The following is a 21990-nucleotide window of genomic DNA, read 5'->3' on the forward strand; positions in this document are numbered from 1 at the left end:
GCGTCACCTCTCGATCGGGACGCGCACGGAGTTGCCCCACTCGGTCCACGAGCCGTCGTAGTTGCGCACCGTCTCGAAGCCGAGCAGCTGGGTGAGCACGAACCACGTGTGCGAGGACCGCTCGCCGATGCGGCAGTACGCGACGACGTCGTCGGTGGGGGCAAGGCCCTGCTCGGTCAGGTAGATCGCCTCGAGGTCCTCGCGCGACTTGAACGAACCGTCCTCGTTCGCCGCGCGGGCCCAGGGCACCGACTTCGCGCCGGGGATGTGGCCGCCGCGCATCGCGCCTTCCTGGGGGTAGTCGGGCATGTGGAGCAGCTCGCCGGAGAACTCGCCGGGGGAGCGGACGTCGACGAGGGGCTTGCCGATGTGGGCCAGGACCTCGTCCTTGAACGCGCGGATCGGGGCGTCGTCGCGCTCGGCCACGGGGTAGTCGACTGCCGTGGGCGTCGGAACCTCGCGGGTCAGCTCGCGGCCCTCGGCGATCCACTTCGCGCGGCCGCCGTCGAGGAGCCGGACGTCTGGGTGCCCGAAGAGGCTGAACACCCACAGGGCGTACGCCGCCCACCAGTTGCTCTTGTCGCCGTAGAGCACGATCGTCGTGTCACGCGAGATGCCACGCTTGCCCATCACCTCGGCGAACCGGGCGCCGTCGACGTAGTCGCGGGTGACGGGGTCGTTGAGGTCGACGTGCCAGTCGATCTTGATCGCGCCGGGGATGTGGCCGGTGTCGTAGAGCAGCACGTCCTCGTCGGACTCGAGCACCACGATGCCGTCGGGACCCCCGACGGCGCCGGCGGCGACCTGCTCGGCGAGCCAGTCGGTGGTGACGAGACGCTCGGGGTGGGCGTACGCGGAGATCTTCGTGTCGTCAGCGCTCATGTGCTCATCGTGTCACGCGAGCTTGTCGAGGTCCTCACGGCATCGGCGCTCGAACTCGCCGAGCTCGGCGATGGCGTCCTGGATGTCGCGCAGCCGCTGCTCGAGGTCGGCGCGCCGCTCGTCGATCTGGCCGAGGACGTACTCGAGCTGGGTGCGGCGGCCGCGCGGTGCGTCGAACAGGTCGATGATCGTGCGGATCTCCTCGAGTGGGAAACCGAGGCGCTTGCCGCGCAGGATGAGGCTGAGGCGCGTGCGGTCACGGCGGTGGTAGACGCGCTGCGTGCCCCGCCTCTCGGGGGAGATGAGACCGAGGTCCTCGTAGTGCCGGACCGTGCGATGGGTGACGCCGAACTCGTCAGCCACCTGGGCGATGGTCCACGTCGGCGCACTTGTCATGGCGTCGATCATGCTTTACGTTTACGTCAACGTCAAGCACGCGTCACGAGCGCGTGACGGCCGCGAACCCCTTCAGGAGAACAGCGATGTTCGAGCTCAGCCAGGACCATGAGGACTTCCGCAAGGTCGTCCGCGACTTCGCCGAGAAGGAGGTCGCCCCCCACATCGCCAAGTGGGACGCCGCCGCACACTTCCCGGCAGACCTCGTGCCGAAGATGGGTGAGCTGGGACTCTTCGGGCTCGTCGTACCGGAGGAGTACGGCGGCGCAGGCGACGCGGGCGACTTCACCAGCCTCTGCGTCGCGATCGAGGAGCTCGGACGCGTCGACCAGTCGATCGGCATCACGCTGTCCGCCGGCGTCGGCCTCGGTATCAACCCGATCCTGACCTACGGCAACGAGGAGCAGAAGCAGCGCTTCCTGCCCGACCTCGTCTCGGGGCGCGCTCTCGCCGGCTTCGGCCTCACCGAGCCCGAGGCCGGTTCCGACGCCGCCGCGACGCGCACCCGCGCCACGCGCGAGGGTGACGAGTGGGTGATCAACGGGGCCAAGGCCTTCATCACGAACTCCGGCACCGACATCACGTCCGTCGTCACCGTCACCGCGCGCACCGGCACCAACGACGACGGATCGCCGCAGATCTCGGCCATCATGGTCCCCGCCGGCACGCCCGGCTTCGTCGTCGAGCAGGCCTACCACAAGCTCGGCTGGCACGTCTCCGACACCCACGGCCTCACGTTCGAGGGCTGCCGGGTCCCGGCCGAGAACCTCCTGGGCGCCGAGGGGGAGGGCTTCAAGCAGTTCCTCAAGACCCTCGACGACGGCCGCATCGCCATCTCGGCGCTCGCCGTGGGCTGCGCGCAGGCGTGCCTCGAGCTCGCCACCGACTACGCGAAGACCCGCACCGCGTTCGGCAGGCCGATCGGCGTCAACCAGGGCGTCTCCTTCCAGCTCGCCGACCTCGCCGTCATGGTCGAGGGCGCCCGGCTGCTGACCTACAAGGCCGCCTGGCTCAAGGACGAGCTGCACGCCGGCAAGCGCTCGGTCAAGGAGGTCAAGCAGGCTGCGGCCATCGCCAAGCTCTACTCGACCGAGGCGGCGGTCACCGCGACCCGCATCGCCACCCAGGTCTTCGGCGGCAACGGCTTCATGGAGGAGTTCCCCGTGGCCCGCTTCTACCGCGACGCCAAGATCCTCGAGATCGGCGAGGGGACCTCCGAGGTCCAGCGGATGCTCATCGCCCGCGGCCTGGGGCTGCCCGCATGAGCGACTCCGACCCGAGGGTCGCCGACGTCCGCGCCCGCCTCTCGAAGGCGTACGCCGCGTCCGCGACCGCGCCCGAGAAGGCCCAGGCGAAGCTCGACGCGCAGGGCAAGATCTACGTCCGCGACCGCATCGCGCTGCTCTTCGACGAGGGCTCCTTCGTCGAGGACGGCCGCTACGCCAACGCCCTCCAGCCCGGCCTGCCCGCCGACGGCGTCGTGACCGGCCGCGGCACCGTCGACGGCCGACCGGCGATCGTCATCGCCAACGACCCGACCGTCAAGGCCGGGTCGTGGGGGTCGCGCACCGTCGAGAAGATCGTCCGCGCCACCGAGATGGCGCTGCGCGAGGAGCTGCCGGTCTTCTGGTTCGTCGACTCCGCGGGCGCCCGCATCACCGACCAGGTGGAGATGTTCCCCGGCCGTCGCGGCGCCGGGCGGATCTTCCACAACCAGGTCGCGCTCTCGGGCAAGGTGCCGCAGATCTGCTGCCTCTTCGGGCCCAGCGCTGCGGGCGGCGCCTACATCCCCAGCTTCTGCGACCTCATCATCATGGTCGAGGGCAACGCCTCGATGTACCTCGGCAGCCCGCGCATGGCAGAGATGGTCGTCGGCGAGAAGGTCTCCCTCGAGGAGATGGGCGGCGCGCGCATGCACTGCACCGTCTCGGGCGTCGGTGACCTGCTCGCCCACGACGACGTCGAGGCCATCGAGCTCGCCAAGCTCTACTTCTCCTACGTGCCCGGCACGTGGCGTGACCACCCCCCGACGTATGCCGCGGAGGAGCCGGCGTCGCCGCTGACCCGCGACACGGTGCCCGAGCGCGAGTCGGTGCCCTTCGACATCCACGACGTCATCGACGGTCTCGTCGACGACGACTCCTTCTTCGAGCTCAAGCCGCTATGGGCGGGTGAGCTCGTCATCGGCTTCGGACGGCTCGACGGCCAGTCGATCGGCATCGTCGCCAACAACTCGATGGTCAAGGGTGGGGTGCTCTTCACCGACAGCGCCGACAAGGCCGCCCGGTTCATCTGGCTCTGCGACGCCTTCAACATCCCGCTCGTCTACCTCGCCGACGTACCCGGCTTCATGATCGGCTCGGAGGTCGAACGCGGCGGCATCATCCGCCACGGCGCCAAGATGGTCAGCGCCGTCTCGTCGGCGACGGTGCCGCAGTTCTGCGTCGTCGTGCGCAAGGCGTACGGCGCCGGGCTCTACGCGATGGGCGGCCCCGGCTTCGGACCCGACGCCACGATCGCGCTGCCGACGGCCCGCATCGCCGTGATGGGGCCCGAAGCCGCCGTCAACGCGGTCTACGCGAACAAGATCGCCGAGATCGCCGACGCCGACGAGCAGGCCCGGTTCGTCGCGGACCGCCGGCGCGAGTACGAGGAGGACGTCGACATCGAGCGGCTGGCCGCCGATCTCGTGCTCGACTCCATCATCGAGGCGGATGAGCTGCGCTCGGACCTCGTGCGTCGACTGGCCTATGCTTCCCGGCGTGACCGTCACTTCAGCGAGCGCCGCCGCGCCGTCCCGCCGGTCTGAGCCGCGCCTCGGTCACAGGTTCGAGCACCCCGATCGCCAGACTGAGCTGAGGCAGCCGTTCTGGCGGCGCTTCCCGGTCTGGTTCCCGTTCGCCGTCTTCGGTGTCTCGCGCCTGTTCGTGTGGGTCGCCGCGACGTACCTCTCCAGGTACCAGATCCCGCTGCCCATCGGCACGGCGAACATCCGCATCTTCTACCCGACACCGGCCGACCCCGGCTACAACGCCGTGATGAGCGGCTGGGACGGTCAGTGGTACCGCGTCATCGCCGAGCAGGGCTACCCCGCGGTGCTGCCGCGCGTCGGCTGGGGCGGCATCGACATGAACCCGTGGGCCTTCTTCCCGGTGTTCCCGATGACCGTCGGGCTCCTCATGAAGGTCACCGGCCTGCCGTTCGCCCTCCTCGCGCCGACGCTCTCGACGGTCATCGGGTTCGTCGCGATGTACATGCTCTTCAAGCTCGTCGACCAGGTGGTGGGCCGCTGGGAGGCCATCGTCGCCGTCGTCGCGACGAGCTTCTTCATCGCCTCACCGGCCTTCTCGGCGTCCTACACCGAGTCGACCGCCCTGCTCGGGGTGGTCACCGTGCTGTGGCTGCTGCGCCGTCGACACTACTGGTGGGTGGCAGCCACGCTGCTCGCACTGTCCCTCAGCCGCAACGTCGTCATCGCGATGGTGCCGGTCATCCTGGCCCACGCCGTGGTGCGGTGGCGTCAGGGCGACGAGGGCACCCACCCGAAACGCTTCCGGGTGGCGATGGGCGTCCTGGCGGCATACGCGGGCGCGTTGACCTGGCTGTGGCCGACGATCGTCACGATCGCGACGGACACCCCGAACGCGTACAACGACACGATGCTCGCCTGGAACATCGAGACGAAGATCAAGCTCTACCTGTGGTGGAACCTGCTCTACGACTACTGGGGCGTGCTCGGCCAGGTCGGCGGCGTCGTGGGCGTGGCCGCCTTCGCGTGGTTCATGCTGTCGAGGCACTCGTGGCGGTGGGGTCCGGAGATCTGGGGCTGGGCCGGTGCCTACCCCGCCTACATCATCCTGGTCACGAGCACGACGCCGAGCCGCGTGCGCTACGCGCTCCTCGCGTTCCCGATGACGCTCGTCATCGCGTGGTTCCTCAAGCTGCGGTGGTGGCGGCGCTACCGCTACTGGGTGCTCGCGCTCATCGTCGTCGCGGGCGCGGCCCAGATGTGGTGGTGGACCGAGCACTACCTCGTCATCGAGAACCTCACCGACGACCTCTACCCCTGAGTCCCGCCGGTGTCGGCGGTGCAGCCACCGACGACGTCGAACCACCCGATGCCGGCGTCGCCCAGCAGCTCGCGCAGCAGCGGCAGCGAGAGACCGACGACGTTGTGGTGGTCACCTTCCACGGAGGTGACGAAGGCGCCCCCGAGCCCGTCGATCGTGAACGCGCCGGCGACGGTGAGCGGCTCACCCGTCGCGACGTAGGCGTCGACCTCCTCGTCGGAGAGCTTCGCGAAGTGGACCGTCGTCGAGGCGGTTGCGCCGAGGGTGGCGCCGCCGGGCCCCCGGTCGTCGACGAGCCAGTGGCCCGTGTGCAGCACCCCGGAGCGTCCGCGCATGCGATGCCACCGGCTGACCGCCTCGGCTGCGTCGGCCGGCTTGCCGTGCACCTCACCGTCGAGCTCGAGCACCGAGTCGCAGCCGATCACCACCGCGCCGGCGTCGAGGCCGGACGCGACCGCCTCGGCCTTCGCCCGCGCCAGCAGCAGCGCGATGTCGGCCGGCTCGAGCGGGCCGTAGCGCTCGGTGGCCTCCGCCACGGCCAGGTCCTCGTCGACGTCGCTGATGACGACGGTCGGTTCGATGCCGGCTGCGCGCAGGGTCGTGAGGCGCGCGGGCGAGGCGGAGGCGAGGACGAGGCGGACCGCGGGTGCGTCGGGGAGGGGGGTCGGCATGTCGTCATCGTAGGCGCCGGCCAGGACCCGGGGCGCGACACGTCGACGGGCCCGACCGCGTGGTCGGGGGCCGTCGGTGTCGCGACGAGGGTGCGCCGTTCAGACCTCCTGCAGCACCGCAGCGCGCAGCGTGTCGAGACCGACGCCGCCGATGTCGAGCGCCCGGCGGTGGAAGGCCTTGAGGTCGAACGCGTCGCCCTCGCGCTCGCGCACCTCGTCGCGCAGCTGCAGCCACAGGCGCTCGCCGATCTTGTAGCTCGGGGCCTGCCCCGGCCACCCGAGGTAGCGGTTCAGCTCGAACCGGAGGATCTTCTCGTCCATGAAGCCGTAGCGGGTCAGGTAGGTCCACGCCTTGTCGTAGTCCCACGCCCCGCCCCCGACCTCGTCCGGCGCGGCGAAACCGCAGTGCACACCGATGTCGATGACGACGCGGGCGGCCCGAAGTGACTGTCCTGCAAGCCAGCCCATGCGGTTGCCCGGGTCGTCCATGTAGCCGAGCTCAGCCATCAGGCGCTCGGCGTAGAGGGCCCAACCCTCGCCGTGGCCGGACGTCCAGGCCTCCAGCCGACGCCACTTGTTGAGCAGCGCCGAACGGTAGACGGTCTGGGCGACCTGGAGGTGGTGACCCGGGACGCCCTCGTGGTAGACGGTCGTCAGCTCGTTCCAGGTGCGGAACTCGGTGTTGCCCTTGGGCACCGACCACCACATCCGGCCCGGCCGGCTGAAGTCGTCGCTCGGACCGGTGTAGTAGATGCCGCCCGTCTGGGTGGGGGCGATCATGCACTCGATGGTCTCGACGGGGCCGGGGATGTCGAAGTGGACGTCCTTGAGGTTCTCGATGACCTCGTCGGCGCGCTCCTGCATCCAGGCCTTGAGCGCGTCGGTGCCGTGGAGCTGGTACTTCTCGTCGGCGTCGAGGATCTCCACTCCGCGCTGCACGCTGGCCCCGGGCTCGAGCCCCTCGGCGATCTGGGTCATCTGCGCGTCGAGGCTCGCCACCTCCTGCTGGCCCCAGCGGTAGGTCTCCTCGAGGTCGACGGCGGCGCCGAGGAAGTAGCGCGACTCGAGTCGGTAGCGGTCGATGCCGCAGGCATCGGCCTCGGGCGCGTGCGGCAGCAGCTCCCGCTCCAGCCAGTCGGCCATCTCCCCGTATGCCGCCGCTGCCGCCGCCGCGGCGTCGGCCAGCCGGTCCTTGACCTCACCGTCGAGCGGCGCGTCCCCGACCGAGGCGTCGGCGACGACCTTCGTGAAGTAGCCGTCGTCGGCGACGAGGTCGCGCGACTGCTCGGCGCACGCCTCGACCTGGCGGCGAGGGGACACCTGGCCGCGCTCACGCGCCACGAGGAGCGACTCCTTGTAACCCTCGAGGGCGGCCGGGATCTTGGCCATGCGTGCGCCGAACGTGCGCCAGTGCTCCTCGGTGTCCTGCGGCATGAGGTCGAAGACGTCGCGCACCGCCTGCAGCGGCGACGCGAGGACGTTGAGCGACATCTCGTCGAGGCCGGCGGCATACCTGTCCTCGGAGAGCTGGAGGCGCTCGGTCATGGCGTCGATGGTGACGCGGTCGACGTCGTCGGCCGCCGTCGCGCCGGCGAGCTCGGCGAGGGTGCTCCGGCGCAGCTGCGACGCGGCTGCGTTGCCGGCGGGAGAGAGGTCGTCGAGGTCCTCCTCGGCGCCCGGCACTCCGAGGAAGGTTGCGTTGATGGGGCTGAGGGCGACGGCGGCGTCGAAATAGGTCTCCGCGATGCGGTCCACGTCGGTCCGGGGTCGCGCTGTCTGGGTGTTGGCAGTCACCCGGCGAACGTATTCGAGCGCGGCGGCGCGTGCCAGTGCATTGACGGAGGGCCGCCCGGCGGTCGGGCGTCAGTCGTTCTGGTTGCCGTTGTCGCCGGTCTTGCCCTTGTCGGCCGCCTTGTCGCCTGCAGCCGAGACGACGAGCACGACGACGCCGTCGGCGGTCGGCTGGCCAGCGCTGGGCCACGTGCCGACGACCGTCTCGTTGCCGTCGCCCGGGACGGTCACCCGGGTCACCCGGACGTCCTCCTTCGCGAGGCGCGACATGACCTTCTTCGCGTCGGTGCCGACGAGGTCGCCGGGCACGACGAACGAGGTGTTGCTGTCGGCGGGCGCGTGACCGCGGCTGACCACGAGGGCGACGGTCTGCCCCTTGGTCATCGGCTGGCCTTCCGCGGGGAAGGTCCCGAGGACGGTGTCCTCGGGCTGTGCCGAGCGCACCAGCACCCAGCGCACGTTGACGCCGGACTTGATGAGGGCGTCGACGGCGGCACCCCGCTGGGCGCCGACCACCCCGCTCGGAACGGTGGTGCCGTCGCTGGGCCCGGGGACCGTGCTCGTCGGCGACGGGGTCGCCGCGGCGCTGCTGGCCGAGGCCTTCGGACGAGGGGTCGTCGTTGCGGCGGTGTCGGCGTCGCTGCCCGACCCCGAGAGAAGGACGAAGCCGAGCGTCGCCACGAGGGCGACGACGACGGCGACGAGCACCCAGACGACGAGGCCCGGACCGCCGCGTCGGCTGCCGTCGTGGCGCGACCGACGCGACGCCGTCGCGGCGTCCGCGGACGGCTGCCCGGGCGGGTGCAGCACTCCGGTGGGGGCGGGGTCGCCCGGAGCGACGGCCTGCGTGGCGGTCGCGCCCGTTGCCGCGGAGACGCCGAGCGCCGGCATCCTCGCGGTGTTCGCACCCGCAGCGAGGACGGAGGTCGCCTCACCGGCCGGCAGCGCGCGGGTCGCGGCGTCCGCGCTCACCTCTCGACGGGCGAGGGCCATCGCCATGGCTTCGGCGTCGGCGTAGCGCTCGGACGGCACCTTCGCGGTTGCGCGGACGACGACGTCGTCGAGGTTCGCCGGCAGGTCGTGGACCCTCGAGCTCGGCAGCGGGACCGGCTCGTCGAGGTGGCGCATCGCGATCGCGACCGGGGTGTCGCCCTCGAAGGGCACCGACCCGGTGAGCATCTGGAACAGGAGGATGCCGAGCGAGTAGATGTCGGTGGCCGGGGTCGTGGCCTGGCCCCGCGCCTGCTCCGGGGAGACGTAGGCGGCGGTGCCCATGACCGTGCCGGTGTCGGTGAGGGAGGCCTGCCCGAGCGCCTGGGCGATGCCGAAGTCGGTGACCTTCACCGTGCCGTCGGGGCGGACGATGACGTTGCCGGGCTTGATGTCGCGGTGGACCACGCCGGCGCGGTGCGCGGCGCCGAGCGCCGAGCAGACCTGCTCGGCGATGCGGACGGCGTCGCTCGGGGTGAGGCGCCCGACCTGGCGCAGCAGGCGGGAGAGGTCGGAGCCGTCGACGTGCTCCATGACGATGAAGTGCGACGAGCCGTCGACGCCGTAGTCGTAGACCTGGGCGATGTTCGGGTGCGACAGCGCGGCCGCCGTGGTGGCCTCGCGGCGGAACCTCTCGACGGACTCCGGATAGTGCGCCACGGCGGGCGCGAGCACCTTCACTGCCACGACGCGGCCGAGCCGGCCGTCGGTAGCGAGGTGGACCTCTCCCATGCCGCCGACGGCGATGCGCTCGCGCAAGGTGTAGCGCTCGGCCAGACGGACGGCTGCGGAGGAGTCGACGGACATGGGCAAACAGCCTAAGGGCGGAGGCCTCCGATCACCCAACCGAGCGCCGTGGCGCTCCGCGGCCGCCACCCGTGCGTGGCGGCCGCGGAGACCCGTCAGGACACCGTCAGGACACGAGGGCGTACTTGAAGTAGCGGTCCGCGGTGGACTTCACGGGGGCAGTCACCGTGGAGCGGTAGACCACGACGGTGCTGCACGGGGCGACGATGCGCTTCTTCGTGACGACGAAGCGCTTGGCCGCCTTGTACTGCTGGAGCCGCTTCGTCTCGCCCCTGGGCACGTTGAGGGTGTACGCGAAGGACTGGGTGCCGCTGTAGCCGGCCCCGACGGTGATGCCCAGTGACGTGCTGGCCTTGGCGAAGACGACGCCGGCCTCGGCCGAGACCGTGGCGGTCATCGAGGCCTGCACGTTCCAGGTGCGTCCCTTGGTCAGGGTCACGGAGCCGGGCCCCTTGACGTAGGAGCTGCTGAGGCTGGTGCGCTTCCAGACGGTCGAGACCGAGCTGAACGAGTAGTACACGTTGCCGACCTCGCTGCAGGCAGCGCTGGCCGGTGTCGCGGCGACGACGGCGGTCGCGCCGCTGAGGGCGAGTCCGAGGGCGGCGGCGGACGAGACGAAGCGACGCTTCATGGGAATCTCCCGGGGGTTCGAGGGTGGGTGCTCGAAACCTAGGGACGGCCTGGATCGGCCGGATGAGCGTGGGTACTCAGCTCCGGTGCCGCGGCGGGTGGGCCCCGCCGGCTGTCAACGCGGCAGGGCGCTGGCGCGCCACCCGCCGTGGGCCCGGGAGGGGCCGACGAGGCGCCACGACGGGTCCGACCAGGCCGACCGGCCGTGCTCGGCGGGCGGCTCGCCGCCGTCGCCGAGCGCGGACAGCACCGCGACCAGCGCCGCGAGCTCCTCGGGGGTCGCGGCGCCCGCCACCCGGATGGTGGCGCCGGGCGCGGCGGCCGACGGGTCGTCTCCCACAGTCGTCTCGGTGCTCACAGCGGGATGTTCCCGTGCTTCTTGGGCGGCAGGGTCTCGCGCTTGTTCTGCAGCGCGCGCAGGGCCCGGGTGACGTTCATCCGGGTGTTCGAGGGGGTGATGACGGTGTCGATGTAGCCGCGCTCGGCCGCGATGTACGGGTTGGCGAGGGTCTCCTCGTAGTGCGCGACGAGCTCGGCGCGGCGGGCCTCGACGTCGCCGCCCTCGGCGGCGGTGGCCGCGAGCTCCTTGCGGTAGAGGATGTTGACGGCGCCCTGGGCGCCCATGACGGCGATCTGGCCGGTGGGCCACGCGAGGTTGATGTCGGCGCCGAGGTGCTTGGAGCCCATGACGTCGTAGGCGCCGCCGTAGGCCTTGCGGGTGATCACGGTGATCTTGGGGACAGTGGCCTCGGCGTACGCGTAGATGAGCTTGGCGCCGCGGCGGATGATGCCGTCCCACTCCTGGCTGGTGCCGGGCAGGAAGCCGGGCACGTCGACGAAGGTGAGCACCGGCACGTTGAAGCAGTCGCAGGTGCGCACGAACCGGGCGGCCTTCTCGGAGGCGTCGATGTCGAGACAGCCGGCGAACTGCAGCGGCTGGTTCGCGACGATGCCCACGGACATCCCGTCGATGCGGGCGAAGCCGGTGAGGATGTTCGGCGCGAAGAGCGGCTGCACCTCCAGGAAGTCAGGGCCGTCCTCGCCCCCGTCGACGACGTGCTCGATGACCTGCTTCATGTCGTAGGGCACGTTCGGTGAGTCTGGGATGCACGTGTCGAGCCAGCGGTCGTCGTCGGTGACGGCCAGGACGGACTCGGGGTCGCCGTCGACGGGGTAGGCCGGAGGCTGGTCCATGTTGTTGCTCGGCAGGTAGGACAGCAGCGCCTTGACGTAGTCGATGGCGTCCTGCTCGTCGGTGCCCATGTAGTGGGCGACACCGGACTTGCTGTTGTGGGTCAGGGCGCCGCCGAGCTCCTCGAAGCCGACGTCCTCGCCGGTGACGGTCTTGATGACGTCGGGGCCGGTGATGAACATGTGCGAGGTCTTGTCGACCATGACGGTGAAGTCGGTGATGGCCGGGGAGTAGACCGCGCCGCCGGCGCACGGACCCATGACGAGGCTGATCTGCGGGACGACGCCGGAGGCGAGCACGTTGCGGCGGAAGATCTCGCCGTAGAGGCCGAGGGAGACGACGCCCTCCTGGATGCGGGCGCCGCCGGAGTCGTTGAGGCCGATGACGGGGCATCCGATCTTCATGGCGAAGTCCATGACCTTGACGATCTTCTCGCCGAAGACCTCGCCGAGGGAGCCGCCGAAGACGGTGAAGTCCTGCGCGAAGACGGCGACCTGGCGGCCGTCCACGAGGCCGTAGCCGGTGACGACGCCGTCGCCGTAGGGGCGGTTCTTCTCCTGGCCGAAGTTGTTGCTGCGGTGCCGGGCGTACTTGTCCATCTCGATGAACGTGCCCTCGTCGAGCAGCATCGCGATGCGTTCCCGGGCGGTCTTCTTGCCACGGGCGTGCTGCTTCTCGACGGCACGGTCGGAGCCGGCGTGCGCCACCTCGGCGACCCGGCGCTTGAGGTCGGCGAGCTTGCCCGCGGTGGTGGTCAGGTCGGGTGCGTCTGACGTGCTGGTGGGCTGCTCTGCCACGGCGTGTTCGCTTGCCATGCTGGGCAGCCTAGCCTTGGAAACGTGCGCGATTCGCTCGACTCGGACTCCGTCAGTGCGGCCTTGGTCACGTCCGGCCGCCCGTGGCGCGGTATCGAGTTCCACCCTTCCCTGGGCTCCACCAACACGCGGCTGCGCGAGCTGCTGACCGCTCGGCCCCCCTTGGGAGCGACCGCGCAGGCCGGGGCGGGCGCCGGCACGCCGGGTCCCGGCGACGGCGCGCTCTGGTGGGTGGTGGCCACCGACCACCAGACCGGTGGACGAGGTCGGCTGGGACGCGCCTGGACGGTGCCCGACCGTGCCTCGCTCGCTGTCAGCGTCGCCGTCCCGGTCGCCGACCCGGCCCAGGCCGGGTGGCTGCCGCTGCTCGCCGGTCTCGCCCTGGCCCGAGCCGTGGGCCGGGTGTCCACGAGCGCCGGGCGGGAGATCTCGCCGCGGCTCAAGTGGCCCAACGACGTGCTGGTCGCCGAGGACGGTGACCGCAAGCTCAGCGGCATCCTCTGCGAGCTCGTGACCGTCGGCAGCGCCCCGGTCGTGGTCGTCGGAACCGGTGTCAACGTCGACCAGACCCGCGACGAGCTGCCGGTCGACACGGCGACCTCTCTCGCCCTCGCGGGAGTGCAGGTGCGCCGCGAGGAGCTGCTCGTCACCTACCTCGACCACCTCGTCGCGGTGCTCGCCGAGGCCGGCATCGCCCGGCTCCCCGGGCTCGCAGGGGCCGACCCGGCAGCGGTGCGGACGGCATACCGGGACAGGTGCTCGACGATCGGGATGGCGGTGCGGGTGCACCTGCCGACGGGCGACGCGGCCGTGGGCACCGCCGTGGGAGTCGACGACGACGGGGCGCTCGTCGTGCGCACTGAGGGCGGCACGCGCACGTTCGCCGCCGGAGACGTCGTCCACGTCCGACCCGCTGGTGACGGGCTGGCATGATCGGGCCATGACCGAGCCGGGCACCGAACCGGGTTCCGAACCGGGCGCCGAACCGGGCACCGGGCCCTCGGGGCGGGTGAGCGAGGACTTCACCGAGCAGCTGCTCGGCCGCCCCCTCGAGCTGCGCCGCCGCGACGTCAGCCGTGGCGCCGAGGTCTCGCTGCTCTCGGCCCGCAAGTTCTGGCACGCGCTCGGCTTCCCCGTGGTCGACACCGACGACGAGCTCTTCACCGCGGCCGACCAGCGGGCGCTGGCCGCGGTCGCCGGCATCGTGCGCGACGGGCTGCTCGACGAGCAGGTGGCGCTCGCGATGACGCGGGCGTTCGCGCGGTCGGCCGACCGACTGGCCGGCTGGCAGTCGCAGCTCATCGCCGAGGCGGTCGAGGAGCACATGTCGGCCGCGCTCGCGGAGGAGGGCGACGACGACGAGCACGAGACGCGGTCGGTGCCCAGCGTCGAGACCGCCACCGAGACGGCGCGGCGTCTGGCCGAGCTCACCGACCGGCTCGAGCCGCTCCTCGTCTACGCGTGGCGCCGGCACCTGTCGGCCACCGTGGCGCGCATGCTCGCCGACGCCGACCCCGAGTCCTACGGCATGACGAAGATGCGCTCGGTGGGGTTCGCCGACCTCGTCAGCTTCACCGCCCTGGTGCGGCGGCTGTCGGAGCGCGACCTCGCCCGGCTCGTCTCGCGGTTCGAGGCGCTGTCGGCCGACGTCATCACCGCCCACGGCGGCAGGCTGATCAAGACCGTGGGTGACGAGGTGCTCTTCACGACGGTGGGCGCCGCACCGGCGGCCGCGATCGCCCTCGACCTCGTCGACACGATGACGCAGGACGACGTGCTGCCCGCGGTGCGCTGCGGCATGGCGCGCGGTCCGATCATCTCGAGGCTGGGTGACGTCTTCGGCACCACCGTCAACCGCGCCTCCCGCCTGACCGCAGTCGCACAGGCGGGCACCGTCCTCGTCGACGCGACGATGGCCCGCGAGCTGGCCAGCCTCTCCGGCTTCGAGCTGACCGGCCAGCGACGGCGCATCCTGCGCGGCGTCGGGCCGGTCACGCCGTCGCTGCTGCGCCGCGCCGCGACCACCGGCCGGCGCCAGGCCCCGAGCCCCACCGTCCCCGACCCCAGCCAGCGAGCCGGGTCACGCAGCGACGCGTGACCCCGAAGGAGACCGACGTATGCCGTCAACGCCGTCAGCAGCCGACACCCCACGCCCTGACGGGGCCGGCGACGCCGCCCTGGTGCGCGTGGAGCGCTTCGAGGAGCCGGAGCTCGCCCACGTCGCAGAGATCGTGCTCGACCGGCCGGAGGCCATGAACGCCGTCTCGACCGCCATGGCCAGGGCCATCGCGGCCGCGACCGCGCAGGTCGCAGCCGACGAGTCGGTGCGCTGCGTCGTGCTGACCTCGAGCCACGCCAAGGCCTTCTGCGTCGGCGCGGACCTCAAGGAGCGCAACTCCTTCACGGACGCCGACCTCATGACGCAGCGGCCCGTGGCCCGGGCGGCATACGGCGGGGTGCTCGACCTGCCGGTGCCCGCGATCGCGGCCGTCGACGGTTTCGCCCTCGGGGGCGGCTTCGAGCTGGCCCTCTCGTGCGACCTCGTCGTGGCCGGTGACGCCGCACTCGTCGGGCTGCCCGAGGTCAGCGTCGGCGTCATCCCCGGCGGCGGCGGCACGCAGCTGCTGGTGCGCCGCGTCGGCTGGTCGCGTGCGGCCCGCGCCATCTTCACGGCCGCGCGGCTGCCGGCTCGCGAGGCCCTCGAGCTCGGCGCGGTCGACGAGGTCGTGCCCGCCGGCACGGCCCGTGAGCGCGCGCTCGAGATCGCCCGGACCATCGCCGCGAACTCGCCCGTCGGCCTCCGCAACGCCAAGCGCGCCATGCGCCTCGGCGCCGACGTCGACCTCGCGTCGGGACTCGAGATCGAGGACGGCTGCTGGCGGGCGACCGCCTTCTCCGGCGACCGGCGCGAGGGCGTGGCCGCCTTCGCCGAGAAGCGGCGACCCGTCTGGCCGGGACGCTGAGCCGCACGAGCGCGCCCGTGCCGCGGCCCCGGGTCGAGTCCTCGTCCTCAGTCCTCGTCCTCAGTCCGTGCGCCCGTCCGTGTCCCTGTCCGTCTCCTGTTCGTCCGCTTGTCCGTGTCGCGGGCGCCTCGGGGTGCAAAACGGGCCTTTGTCGATAGGCTCACGTCGGTCGGCGTGCCCCCACGCCGGCAGATCGTTGAGGACGGTGACATGACCCGAGTGCTCCTGGCTGAGGACGACCCAGCCATCTCCGAGCCGCTGGCGCGCGCGCTGCGGCGCGAGGGCTACGACGTCGACGTGCGCGAGGACGGGGCGGCCGCCCTCGACGGAGCCAAGGAGAACCCCGACCTCGTGCTGCTCGACCTCGGGCTGCCGAGGATCGACGGCCTCGAGGTGTGCCGGCGCATACGCGCCGAAGGCCGCACCATCCCGGTCCTCATCCTCACCGCGCGCGCAGACGAGGTCGACACGGTCGTCGGGCTCGACGCCGGCGCCGACGACTACGTCACCAAGCCGTTCCGCCTCGCCGAGCTGCTCGCCCGCGTGCGGGCCCTGCTGCGTCGCACACCGACCGAGGTCGTGGCCTCCGGCGAGCTGGTGCGCATCGACTCCGACGGCCGGCGCGCCTGGTTCAAGGGCGAGGAGCTGCAGCTGACGGCCAAGGAGTTCGACCTGCTGCGCGTGCTCGTGCGCGAGCAGGGCAAGGTCGTCTCGCGCGAGCAGCTCATGCGCGAGATCTGGGACACCGCATGGTTCGGGTCCACGAAGACCCTCGACATGCACATCTCGGTGCTGCGCCGGAAGCTCGGCGACGACGCGACCTCACCGCAGTACATCGCCACGGTCCGCGGCGTCGGCTTCCGTTTCGAGCGACCTCAGGCCGACTGACCGTGAGGCGCATGCTCGACCGGATGGCGCTCGTCGTGGCGGCGGTCTGCGCCGGCGCCTGCGTGCTGCTCGCCACGGCCGTCATCGCCTTCGTCGTCGCGAGCCGTCGCGACGTCGTCACCGACTGGCTCGCCGCCGACCCGTCCGCGGGTGTCGCCCGTTTCGGGGCGGTGATGCTGGTCGTCGGCGCGCTCGCCGGCGTGACGGCATACCTCGTGACGCTCGGCACCCGCGCCCGTGTCGAGCGCTCGTCCCGGGAGCTCGTCGAGCTCGCCACGCGTTTCGCGGCCGGCGAGGCCCGCCTCACCCCCGTGCACTCCGAGATCGACGAGATCGAGCACGTCTCCGGTGTCATGACCCGACGCGCCCACGACATGACGAAGTCCCTCGCCGCCGAGCGCGACTTCGCCGCCGACGCCTCCCACCAGCTGCGCACGCCGCTCACCGCACTGCTCATGCGGCTCGAGGAGATCTCCGAGACCGACGACGCCGACGTGGTCAAGGAGGAGGCCAACATCGCCATCGCGCAGGTCGAGCGCCTCACCCGCGTCGTCGACGACCTGCTCGGCCGCACCCGCGGCTCCGGCGGACCGTCCCCGGCGGTCTCGCTCGACTCGGTCATCGCCGCCCTGCAGCGCGAGTGGCAGCCCGCCTTCGAGCAGGCGCGGCGCTCCGTGCGCGTGCGCGGGGAGCGGGGTCTCTTCGTGCGCTCGACGCCCGTCGCGCTCTCGCAGGTGCTCTCGACGCTGCTCGAGAACTCGCTCGTCCACGGGCGCGGCACGGTCGACGTGCACGCGCGTCGTTCCGGGCCGTCGGTCATCATCGAGGTCAGCGACCAGGGCGACGGCGTGCCCGCCGCGATGGCGCCGCACATCTTCGAGCGCTCGGTCAGCAGCGGCGCCGGGGGGAGCACGGGCCTGGGGCTCGCCCTCGCCCGCGACCTCGCCGAGTCCAACGGCGGTCGCCTCGACCTCGTCCAGGCGCAGCCGGCCCGTTTCGCGCTCTTCCTCTCCGAGGCGGAGACCGACTGACCGTCCGGTCGACGGCCGGTCGGCGCAGGGGTCGAGGGCGTGCTGTGGCGGGTCCGGTCGAAGCCGCCGGGAACGCCCGGTGCTGCGGGGTAGGGTGCCCGCGTGAGGCGCCTGCATGAGTTCCTGTTCGTGCGCCACCGCCACAACTGGGTCCTGCTGCTCCGGTTCGGCGTCGTGGGCGCCTCCGGCGTGCTCGTCAACCTGCTCACACTGATCGTCGTCAAGAAGCTCGGCCCGGGCTTCGACCAGGCGATCGTCGGACTGCCCGCGAGCGACTTCAACGTGCGCTGGTACCACGTCTACTCGACCGTCGCGTTCGTCGTCGCCAACCTCTGGAACTTCCAGCTCAACCGCACCTGGACCTTCCGCACGGCCGCGCACGCCCGCTGGTGGCACGAGTACTGGCCGTTCCTCGCCGTCGGGCTGCTCGGCCAGGTCGTCGGCCTGCTCCTGCTCACGATGCTGATGCACCTCAACTCGCCACTGCACCTGCCCACCTCGGTCTTCGACGACTCGACCGGTTTCCGCACCCGCCTCTACTGGGCGCAGCTCATCGTCATCGCCGTCGTCACGCCGATCTCCTTCGTGCTCAACAAGCTCTGGACCTTCGCCGCCGTGCGCAGCCACCACCCGGATCTCGCCGACCCGAGCCACGCCGAGGCGGTGCTCCATGACGAGGGGGCGGACGCCGAGCTCGGCGCCGGACAGGCAGCCGGCTCCGCGACGGGCCGCCCCGACCGGAGCCTCTGAGGCCCAGTACGCTTGGGCGACGTGAGCAAGCCGAAGCGCGCCCCCGGAGGATTTCCCGTCGTCGGCGTCGTCGGCGGTGGCCAGCTGGCCCGCATGATGCAGGGCCCGGCCGTCGAGCTCGGCATCCAGCTCTCGGTGCTCGCCGAGAGCGACACGGCCGCGGCAGCGCTCGTGGTGCCGAGCTCGCCCGTGGGCGAGCACACCGACCTCGACACGGTGCGCGCCTTCGCCGAGCACTGCGACGTCGTCACCTTCGACCACGAGCACGTGCCGCCGGAGGTGCTCGAGGCGCTCGAGGCCGAGGGCATCGCCATCCATCCCACACGCGCAGCGCTGCGCTTCGCCCAGGACAAGCTGGCCATGCGCGAGCGACTCACCGACCTCGGCATCGCGTGCCCTCGCTGGGCGCGTGCCACGACCGCCGACGAGGTCACCGCCTTCGGTGACGAGGTGGGCTGGCCGATCATCGCCAAGACCCCGCGCGGCGGCTACGACGGCAAGGGGGTGGCCGTCGCGCGCTCGGCCGACGACGTCGCCCAGTGGCTCGCCCGTGTCGGGGAGCCGGGGCCGCTCGCGGACGGACTGCTCCTCGAGGAGAAGGTCGACTTCGTCCGCGAGCTCGCCGTCCTCGTGGCGCGCAGCCCGTCAGGCCAGGCCGCGGCCTGGCCGGTCGTCGAGACGGTCCAGACCGACGGCATCTGCACCGAGGTCCTCGCGCCTGCCCCCACGCTCGACCCCGACCTCGCCTCGGTCGCCACGGAGGCCGCCCTGCGCATCGCCGGTGAGCTCGGCGTCACCGGCGTGCTCGCCGTGGAGATGTTCGAGGTGCGTCCCGGGACGGGCGGGAGGGCGGCATACGTCGTCAACGAGCTCGCGATGCGGCCGCACAACAGCGGTCACTGGACCATGGACGGCGCCGTCACGGGTCAGTTCGAGCAGCACCTGCGTGCGGTCCTCGACCTGCCGCTCGGCGACCCCCGGGCCCGTTCGCCGTGGACCGTCATGGCCAACGTGCTCGGCGGCGACCTGCCCGAGCACGAGGAGCTCTACTCCGCCTACCGCCACATCATGGCCCGCGACCCCGGAGCCAAGGTCCACGTCTACGGCAAGGGGGTGCGCCCCGGCCGCAAGATCGGTCACGTCAACGTCAGCTCGGGCGACCTCGACGACGCACGTGACCGCGCCGGGCACGCCGCCGACTACCTCCGAGGAGTGATCACCGAATGAGCGCGACCGCAGCGACCCCGCCCTCCAACGAGGGCGCCGCGCCCGTCGTCGGCATCGTCATGGGCAGCGACAGCGACTGGCCCGTCATGCGCGAGGCCGCCCGGGCGCTCGAGGAGTTCGGCATCCCCTACGAGGCCGACGTCGTCTCGGCGCACCGGATGCCAGACGAGATGATCGCCTACGGCCAGGGCGCTGCCGCCCGGGGCCTGCGCGTCGTCATCGCCGGGGCCGGGGGAGCTGCGCACCTGCCCGGCATGCTGGCCTCGGTGACGCCGCTGCCCGTCGTGGGCGTGCCGGTGCCCCTGAAGTACCTCGACGGGATGGACTCGCTCCTGTCGATCGTCCAGATGCCCGGGGGTGTCCCCGTCGCCACCGTGTCGATCGGTGGGGCGAGGAACGCGGGGCTGCTCGCGGCGAGGATCGTCGGGACGGGCAGCGACGAGCTCGCGGACGACGTGCGCGAGCGGATGGTGGCCTTCCAGGCCGACCTGCGCGACCAGGCGCACGCCAAGGGCGCGTCGCTGCGCGAGCACGTCTCGCGGGGGCTCGGCGACTGACCGTCGCGGGTGGCCCGGCGCTCGGGGTCAGCGGGGTTCGTCGAGGAACTCGCGTGCGGCGGCCGTGAACGCGTCGGGCTCGTGGGCGTGCACGAGGTGCCCGGCGTCGATGCGCTGGAGCCTGCCGTCCACGACGGAGTCGGCCATCTCCTGCACGTGTGCCGCCGGTATCGGGCTGGACGGCCCTCCCCAGACGACGAGCGTCGGCGCGCAGATCCTCGCCACGCGCTCCGGCCACCGCGGGTCGGGTGCGTCGATCTGCGCGCGCACCTGGGTCACCGCCTCCCAGTCGAAGGCGAGCTCACCCTCGGGCGGCGTCGGCTGGCGCGGATCGCGCGGGTGGGGGACCGGCACGTCCTCGAGGACGAGCCGGCGCACGAGCCCGGGACGGCGGCCCGCGAGGAGCACGGCGACGAGCCCACCGAGCGAGTGGGCGACGAGGTCGACGGGCCGGCCGGCGGGGTCGGCGGCGACGAGCCGTTCGACCGTTGCGACCAGGTCGTCGGCGAGCTCGTCGAGAGCGTAGCTCCCGGGCCACGGGCTCGACCCGTGCCCGCGCAGGTCGACCGCGACGACGAGGCGGTCGGCAGCGAGCGCACCGGCGACGGCGGCCCAGTCGGCGCCCGTCTCACCGGTCGCGTGGACGAGCACGACCGTCGGCGCGTCTCCGGGGCGGCCCCACCGGCGCTCGTGGAGCAGCAGGGCGGCCACGCGTACGTCCGTGGCTCAGTCGGTCACGGCGGATGCGCCGTCGCCGGGCCGGATGCGGGGGTACTCGATCTTCGGGCACGTGTCCATGACGACGGCGAGCCCCGCCTCCTCCGCGCGAGCGGCAGCTGCCTCGTCGATGACCCCGAGCTGGAGCCACACCGCCTCGATGCCGAGCCGCGCACTCTCGGCGATCGCCTCGTCGACGACCGCGCCCACGCGCTGGCTGTTGACGAAGCAGTCGACGACCTTGACGACCGTGCCGTCGGGGATGTCGGCGAGCGACTTGTAGCCCTGTGCACCGTGCACCGTCGCGGCGCTCGGGTGCACCGGGACGAGCCGGATGCCGAGCTCGCGCTGGAGCCACAGCGAGACCCGGTACGCCGTGCGGTCGGGGTTGTCGCCGAGCCCGACGACAGCCCAGGTTGCCGGCGTGTGCAGCAGGTCACGGATGACGTCGGCGTCGTTGTGGTGCGGGCTCATGGCTTCCATCCTCACACGCACGACCTCAGCGATCGCGCCCAGAGGCCACCCAGCCGGGCGTGGTTGGATGGCTGGATGCGATTTGGAATGTTCGTCCCGCAGGGTTGGCGCATGGATCTCGTCGGCATCGAGCCGGCGCAGCAGTGGGAGGCCATGGTCAATCTCGCCAAGCACGCCGACGACGGCGACGTCTTCGAGTCCATCTGGGTCTACGACCACTTCCACACCGTGCCGCAGCCCTCTGACGAGGCGACGCACGAGGCGTGGACGCTCATGGCCGGCTTCGCCGCCGCCACGAGCCGGGTCAGGCTCGGCCAGATGTGCACGTGCATGGCCTACCGCAACCCTGCCTACCTGGCGAAGGTCGCCGCGACCGTCGACGTCATCTCGGGCGGCCGCACCGAGATGGGCATCGGCGCCGGCTGGTACGAGCACGAGTGGCGGGCCTACGGCTACGGCTTCCCCAAGGCCGGTGACCGTCTCGGCATGCTCCGTGAGGGTGTGCAGGTCTTCCGCGACATGTGGACCAAGGGCTCGGCCACGCTCGACGGCACGTACTACCAGGTGGACGGCGCACTCTGCGCGCCGCGGCCCCTGCAGGGCACGAGCCACCCGGGCAGCGCCGACAACGGCATCCCGATGTGGATCGCCGGAGGCGGCGAGAAGGTCACGCTGAAGATCGTGGCGCAGTACGCCGACTACGCGAACATCGACGGCACGCCCCACGGGTTCGACCACAAGAGCAAGATCCTCGAGGGTCACTGCAAGGACGTCGGACGCGACTTCGACTCGATCGTGCGCTCGGCCAACTACAACGTCGTCATCGGCGAGACCGAGGCCGACGTGGAGGACCGCCTCGCCTTCAACGGTGAGCTGCTCCGCCGCGGTGGCGTGCCCGAGAACAAGGTCGCCGAGCACGTCGAGAACCTGCGCAAGCAGCCCGCGGTCGGAACGCCCGAGCAGATCGTCGAGGTGTTCAAGGACATGAAGGCCCGCGGCATGACGTACGCGATCACCTACTTCGGCGAGGCGGCGTACGACCGCTCGGGCATCGAGCTCTTCGAGGAGGAGGTCGCGCCCGAGCTCAAGGGCTGACGCTCGGTTCGATGTATCTGCGCGTCACCGGGGACGCGCAGATA

The 21990-nt window shown here is 71.7% G+C and carries 22 protein-coding genes; 12 read left to right on the plus strand and 10 right to left on the minus strand.

The window, feature by feature from the left end; genetic code table 11:
• Nucleotides 1-3 precede the first annotated feature (3 nt).
• Together ACFQ2V_RS13125 and ACFQ2V_RS13130 are read right to left on the minus strand one after the other, a co-directional pair.
• Nucleotides 4-882, minus strand: coding sequence for a sulfurtransferase (locus ACFQ2V_RS13125; RefSeq protein ID WP_386053191.1), 879 nt, complete (start codon nucleotides 880-882; stop codon nucleotides 4-6).
• Nucleotides 883-894: 12 nt separating this feature from the next.
• The gene (locus ACFQ2V_RS13130) at nucleotides 895-1278 is read right to left on the minus strand and encodes a MerR family transcriptional regulator (RefSeq protein WP_386053193.1); all 384 of its coding nucleotides are present in this window, start codon (nucleotides 1276-1278) and stop codon (nucleotides 895-897) included.
• Between the two features lie 86 nt (nucleotides 1279-1364).
• On the opposite strand from ACFQ2V_RS13130, the gene ACFQ2V_RS13135 reads away from it, so the two are divergent.
• The 3 genes from ACFQ2V_RS13135 to ACFQ2V_RS13145 are packed head-to-tail and all read left to right on the plus strand — an operon-like array spanning nucleotide 1365 to nucleotide 5348.
• On the plus strand, nucleotides 1365-2543 hold the full coding sequence (locus ACFQ2V_RS13135) for an acyl-CoA dehydrogenase family protein (protein WP_386053194.1): 1179 nt from the start codon (nucleotides 1365-1367) through the stop codon (nucleotides 2541-2543).
• Nucleotides 2540-4087 carry an acyl-CoA carboxylase subunit beta gene (locus ACFQ2V_RS13140; RefSeq protein ID WP_386053196.1) on the plus strand — a complete coding sequence of 516 codons (1548 nt, stop codon included), beginning with the start codon at nucleotides 2540-2542 and terminating at the stop codon, nucleotides 4085-4087. The genes ACFQ2V_RS13135 and ACFQ2V_RS13140 overlap by 4 nt, the downstream gene beginning before the upstream one ends.
• The gene (locus tag ACFQ2V_RS13145; RefSeq protein WP_386053198.1) at nucleotides 4041-5348 is read left to right on the plus strand and encodes a hypothetical protein; all 1308 of its coding nucleotides are present in this window, start codon (nucleotides 4041-4043) and stop codon (nucleotides 5346-5348) included. Before ACFQ2V_RS13140 ends, ACFQ2V_RS13145 begins: the two co-directional genes overlap by 47 nt.
• On the opposite strand, the gene ACFQ2V_RS13150 is transcribed toward ACFQ2V_RS13145, so the two are convergent.
• The 6 genes from ACFQ2V_RS13150 to ACFQ2V_RS13175 form a co-directional block, all read right to left on the minus strand.
• Nucleotides 5339-6019 carry a Maf family protein gene (locus ACFQ2V_RS13150; protein WP_386053199.1) on the minus strand — a complete coding sequence of 227 codons (681 nt, stop codon included), beginning with the start codon at nucleotides 6017-6019 and terminating at the stop codon, nucleotides 5339-5341. The two genes, ACFQ2V_RS13145 and ACFQ2V_RS13150, sit on opposite strands and share 10 nt — an antisense overlap.
• Before the next feature lie 99 nt (nucleotides 6020-6118).
• Nucleotides 6119-7813: a DUF885 domain-containing protein gene (locus tag ACFQ2V_RS13155; RefSeq protein ID WP_386053200.1), complete on the minus strand. Its 1695-nt coding sequence runs from the start codon at nucleotides 7811-7813 to the stop codon at nucleotides 6119-6121.
• 69 nt (nucleotides 7814-7882) lie between these two features.
• Nucleotides 7883-9607, minus strand: coding sequence for a protein kinase domain-containing protein (locus tag ACFQ2V_RS13160; RefSeq protein ID WP_386053201.1), 1725 nt, complete (start codon nucleotides 9605-9607; stop codon nucleotides 7883-7885).
• A 106-nt stretch (nucleotides 9608-9713) separates the two neighbouring features.
• The gene (locus ACFQ2V_RS13165; RefSeq protein ID WP_386053202.1) at nucleotides 9714-10238 is read right to left on the minus strand and encodes a hypothetical protein; all 525 of its coding nucleotides are present in this window, start codon (nucleotides 10236-10238) and stop codon (nucleotides 9714-9716) included.
• Between the two features lie 114 nt (nucleotides 10239-10352).
• Entirely contained in the window at nucleotides 10353-10595 is a 243-nt protein-coding gene (locus tag ACFQ2V_RS13170) for an acyl-CoA carboxylase subunit epsilon (protein ID WP_386053203.1), read from the minus strand.
• Nucleotides 10592-12244 (minus strand): acyl-CoA carboxylase subunit beta, encoded by a 1653-nt coding sequence (locus ACFQ2V_RS13175; protein ID WP_386053204.1) that lies wholly within the window; start codon nucleotides 12242-12244, stop codon nucleotides 10592-10594. The genes ACFQ2V_RS13170 and ACFQ2V_RS13175 overlap by 4 nt, the downstream gene beginning before the upstream one ends.
• 24 nt (nucleotides 12245-12268) lie before the next feature.
• Between ACFQ2V_RS13175 and ACFQ2V_RS13180 the strand changes: the two genes are divergently transcribed.
• The 8 genes from ACFQ2V_RS13180 to purE all read left to right on the plus strand — a co-directional run bounded on the left by ACFQ2V_RS13180 (nucleotide 12269) and on the right by purE (nucleotide 19660).
• Nucleotides 12269-13177: a biotin--[acetyl-CoA-carboxylase] ligase gene (locus ACFQ2V_RS13180; protein ID WP_386053205.1), complete on the plus strand. Its 909-nt coding sequence runs from the start codon at nucleotides 12269-12271 to the stop codon at nucleotides 13175-13177.
• Between the two features lie 7 nt (nucleotides 13178-13184).
• Nucleotides 13185-14342, plus strand: a complete 1158-nt coding sequence (locus tag ACFQ2V_RS13185) for an adenylate/guanylate cyclase domain-containing protein (protein ID WP_386053206.1) — start codon at nucleotides 13185-13187, stop codon at nucleotides 14340-14342.
• Between the two features lie 19 nt (nucleotides 14343-14361).
• On the plus strand, nucleotides 14362-15207 hold the full coding sequence (locus ACFQ2V_RS13190) for an enoyl-CoA hydratase/isomerase family protein (RefSeq protein ID WP_386053207.1): 846 nt from the start codon (nucleotides 14362-14364) through the stop codon (nucleotides 15205-15207).
• Nucleotides 15208-15417: 210 nt separating this feature from the next.
• Nucleotides 15418-16095 (plus strand): response regulator transcription factor, encoded by a 678-nt coding sequence (locus ACFQ2V_RS13195; RefSeq protein ID WP_045192804.1) that lies wholly within the window; start codon nucleotides 15418-15420, stop codon nucleotides 16093-16095.
• Nucleotides 16096-16097: 2 nt separating this feature from the next.
• Complete coding sequence (locus ACFQ2V_RS13200; protein ID WP_386053210.1) at nucleotides 16098-17126, plus strand: sensor histidine kinase; 1029 nt, start codon at nucleotides 16098-16100, stop codon at nucleotides 17124-17126.
• A 102-nt stretch (nucleotides 17127-17228) separates the two neighbouring features.
• A complete protein-coding gene (locus ACFQ2V_RS13205; protein ID WP_386053211.1) occupies nucleotides 17229-17876 on the plus strand; it encodes a GtrA family protein in 648 nt (215 codons plus the stop codon).
• A 21-nt stretch (nucleotides 17877-17897) separates the two neighbouring features.
• The gene (locus ACFQ2V_RS13210) at nucleotides 17898-19103 is read left to right on the plus strand and encodes a 5-(carboxyamino)imidazole ribonucleotide synthase (protein WP_386053213.1); all 1206 of its coding nucleotides are present in this window, start codon (nucleotides 17898-17900) and stop codon (nucleotides 19101-19103) included.
• The gene (gene purE, locus ACFQ2V_RS13215) at nucleotides 19100-19660 is read left to right on the plus strand and encodes a 5-(carboxyamino)imidazole ribonucleotide mutase (RefSeq protein ID WP_386053214.1); all 561 of its coding nucleotides are present in this window, start codon (nucleotides 19100-19102) and stop codon (nucleotides 19658-19660) included. Before ACFQ2V_RS13210 ends, purE begins: the two co-directional genes overlap by 4 nt.
• 27 nt (nucleotides 19661-19687) lie before the next feature.
• On the opposite strand, the gene ACFQ2V_RS13220 is transcribed toward purE, so the two are convergent.
• A complete protein-coding gene (locus ACFQ2V_RS13220; protein ID WP_386053216.1) occupies nucleotides 19688-20371 on the minus strand; it encodes an alpha/beta fold hydrolase in 684 nt (227 codons plus the stop codon).
• A 15-nt stretch (nucleotides 20372-20386) separates the two neighbouring features.
• Complete coding sequence (locus ACFQ2V_RS13225) at nucleotides 20387-20851, minus strand: CoA-binding protein (RefSeq protein ID WP_386053218.1); 465 nt, start codon at nucleotides 20849-20851, stop codon at nucleotides 20387-20389.
• A 75-nt stretch (nucleotides 20852-20926) separates the two neighbouring features.
• On the opposite strand from ACFQ2V_RS13225, the gene ACFQ2V_RS13230 reads away from it, so the two are divergent.
• On the plus strand, nucleotides 20927-21946 hold the full coding sequence (locus tag ACFQ2V_RS13230; protein WP_386053219.1) for an LLM class F420-dependent oxidoreductase: 1020 nt from the start codon (nucleotides 20927-20929) through the stop codon (nucleotides 21944-21946).
• Nucleotides 21947-21990 lie beyond the last annotated feature (44 nt).

It is taken from the genome of Terrabacter terrigena (genome assembly GCF_042676085.1).
Lineage (GTDB): Bacteria > Actinomycetota > Actinomycetes > Actinomycetales > Dermatophilaceae > Terrabacter > Terrabacter terrigena.

Excerpts from the sequence above, each read along its gene's own strand:
- ACFQ2V_RS13125 (WP_386053191.1), bottom strand. The coding sequence starts at position 882 with ATGAGCGCTGACGACACGAAGATCTCCGCGTACGCCCACCCCGAGCGT.
- ACFQ2V_RS13150 (WP_386053199.1), bottom strand. The coding sequence starts at position 6,019 with ATGCCGACCCCCCTCCCCGACGCACCCGCGGTCCGCCTCGTCCTCGCC.
- ACFQ2V_RS13230 (WP_386053219.1), top strand. The coding sequence starts at position 20,927 with ATGCGATTTGGAATGTTCGTCCCGCAGGGTTGGCGCATGGATCTCGTC.
- ACFQ2V_RS13160 (WP_386053201.1), bottom strand. The coding sequence starts at position 9,607 with ATGTCCGTCGACTCCTCCGCAGCCGTCCGTCTGGCCGAGCGCTACACC.
- ACFQ2V_RS13165 (WP_386053202.1), bottom strand. The coding sequence starts at position 10,238 with ATGAAGCGTCGCTTCGTCTCGTCCGCCGCCGCCCTCGGACTCGCCCTC.
- ACFQ2V_RS13175 (WP_386053204.1), bottom strand. The coding sequence starts at position 12,244 with ATGGCAAGCGAACACGCCGTGGCAGAGCAGCCCACCAGCACGTCAGAC.
- ACFQ2V_RS13190 (WP_386053207.1), top strand. The coding sequence starts at position 14,362 with ATGCCGTCAACGCCGTCAGCAGCCGACACCCCACGCCCTGACGGGGCC.
- purE (WP_386053214.1), top strand. The coding sequence starts at position 19,100 with ATGAGCGCGACCGCAGCGACCCCGCCCTCCAACGAGGGCGCCGCGCCC.
- ACFQ2V_RS13225 (WP_386053218.1), bottom strand. The coding sequence starts at position 20,851 with ATGAGCCCGCACCACAACGACGCCGACGTCATCCGTGACCTGCTGCAC.
- ACFQ2V_RS13130 (WP_386053193.1), bottom strand. The coding sequence starts at position 1,278 with ATGACAAGTGCGCCGACGTGGACCATCGCCCAGGTGGCTGACGAGTTC.
- ACFQ2V_RS13140 (WP_386053196.1), top strand. The coding sequence starts at position 2,540 with ATGAGCGACTCCGACCCGAGGGTCGCCGACGTCCGCGCCCGCCTCTCG.
- ACFQ2V_RS13185 (WP_386053206.1), top strand. The coding sequence starts at position 13,185 with ATGACCGAGCCGGGCACCGAACCGGGTTCCGAACCGGGCGCCGAACCG.
- ACFQ2V_RS13195 (WP_045192804.1), top strand. The coding sequence starts at position 15,418 with ATGACCCGAGTGCTCCTGGCTGAGGACGACCCAGCCATCTCCGAGCCG.
- ACFQ2V_RS13135 (WP_386053194.1), top strand. The coding sequence starts at position 1,365 with ATGTTCGAGCTCAGCCAGGACCATGAGGACTTCCGCAAGGTCGTCCGC.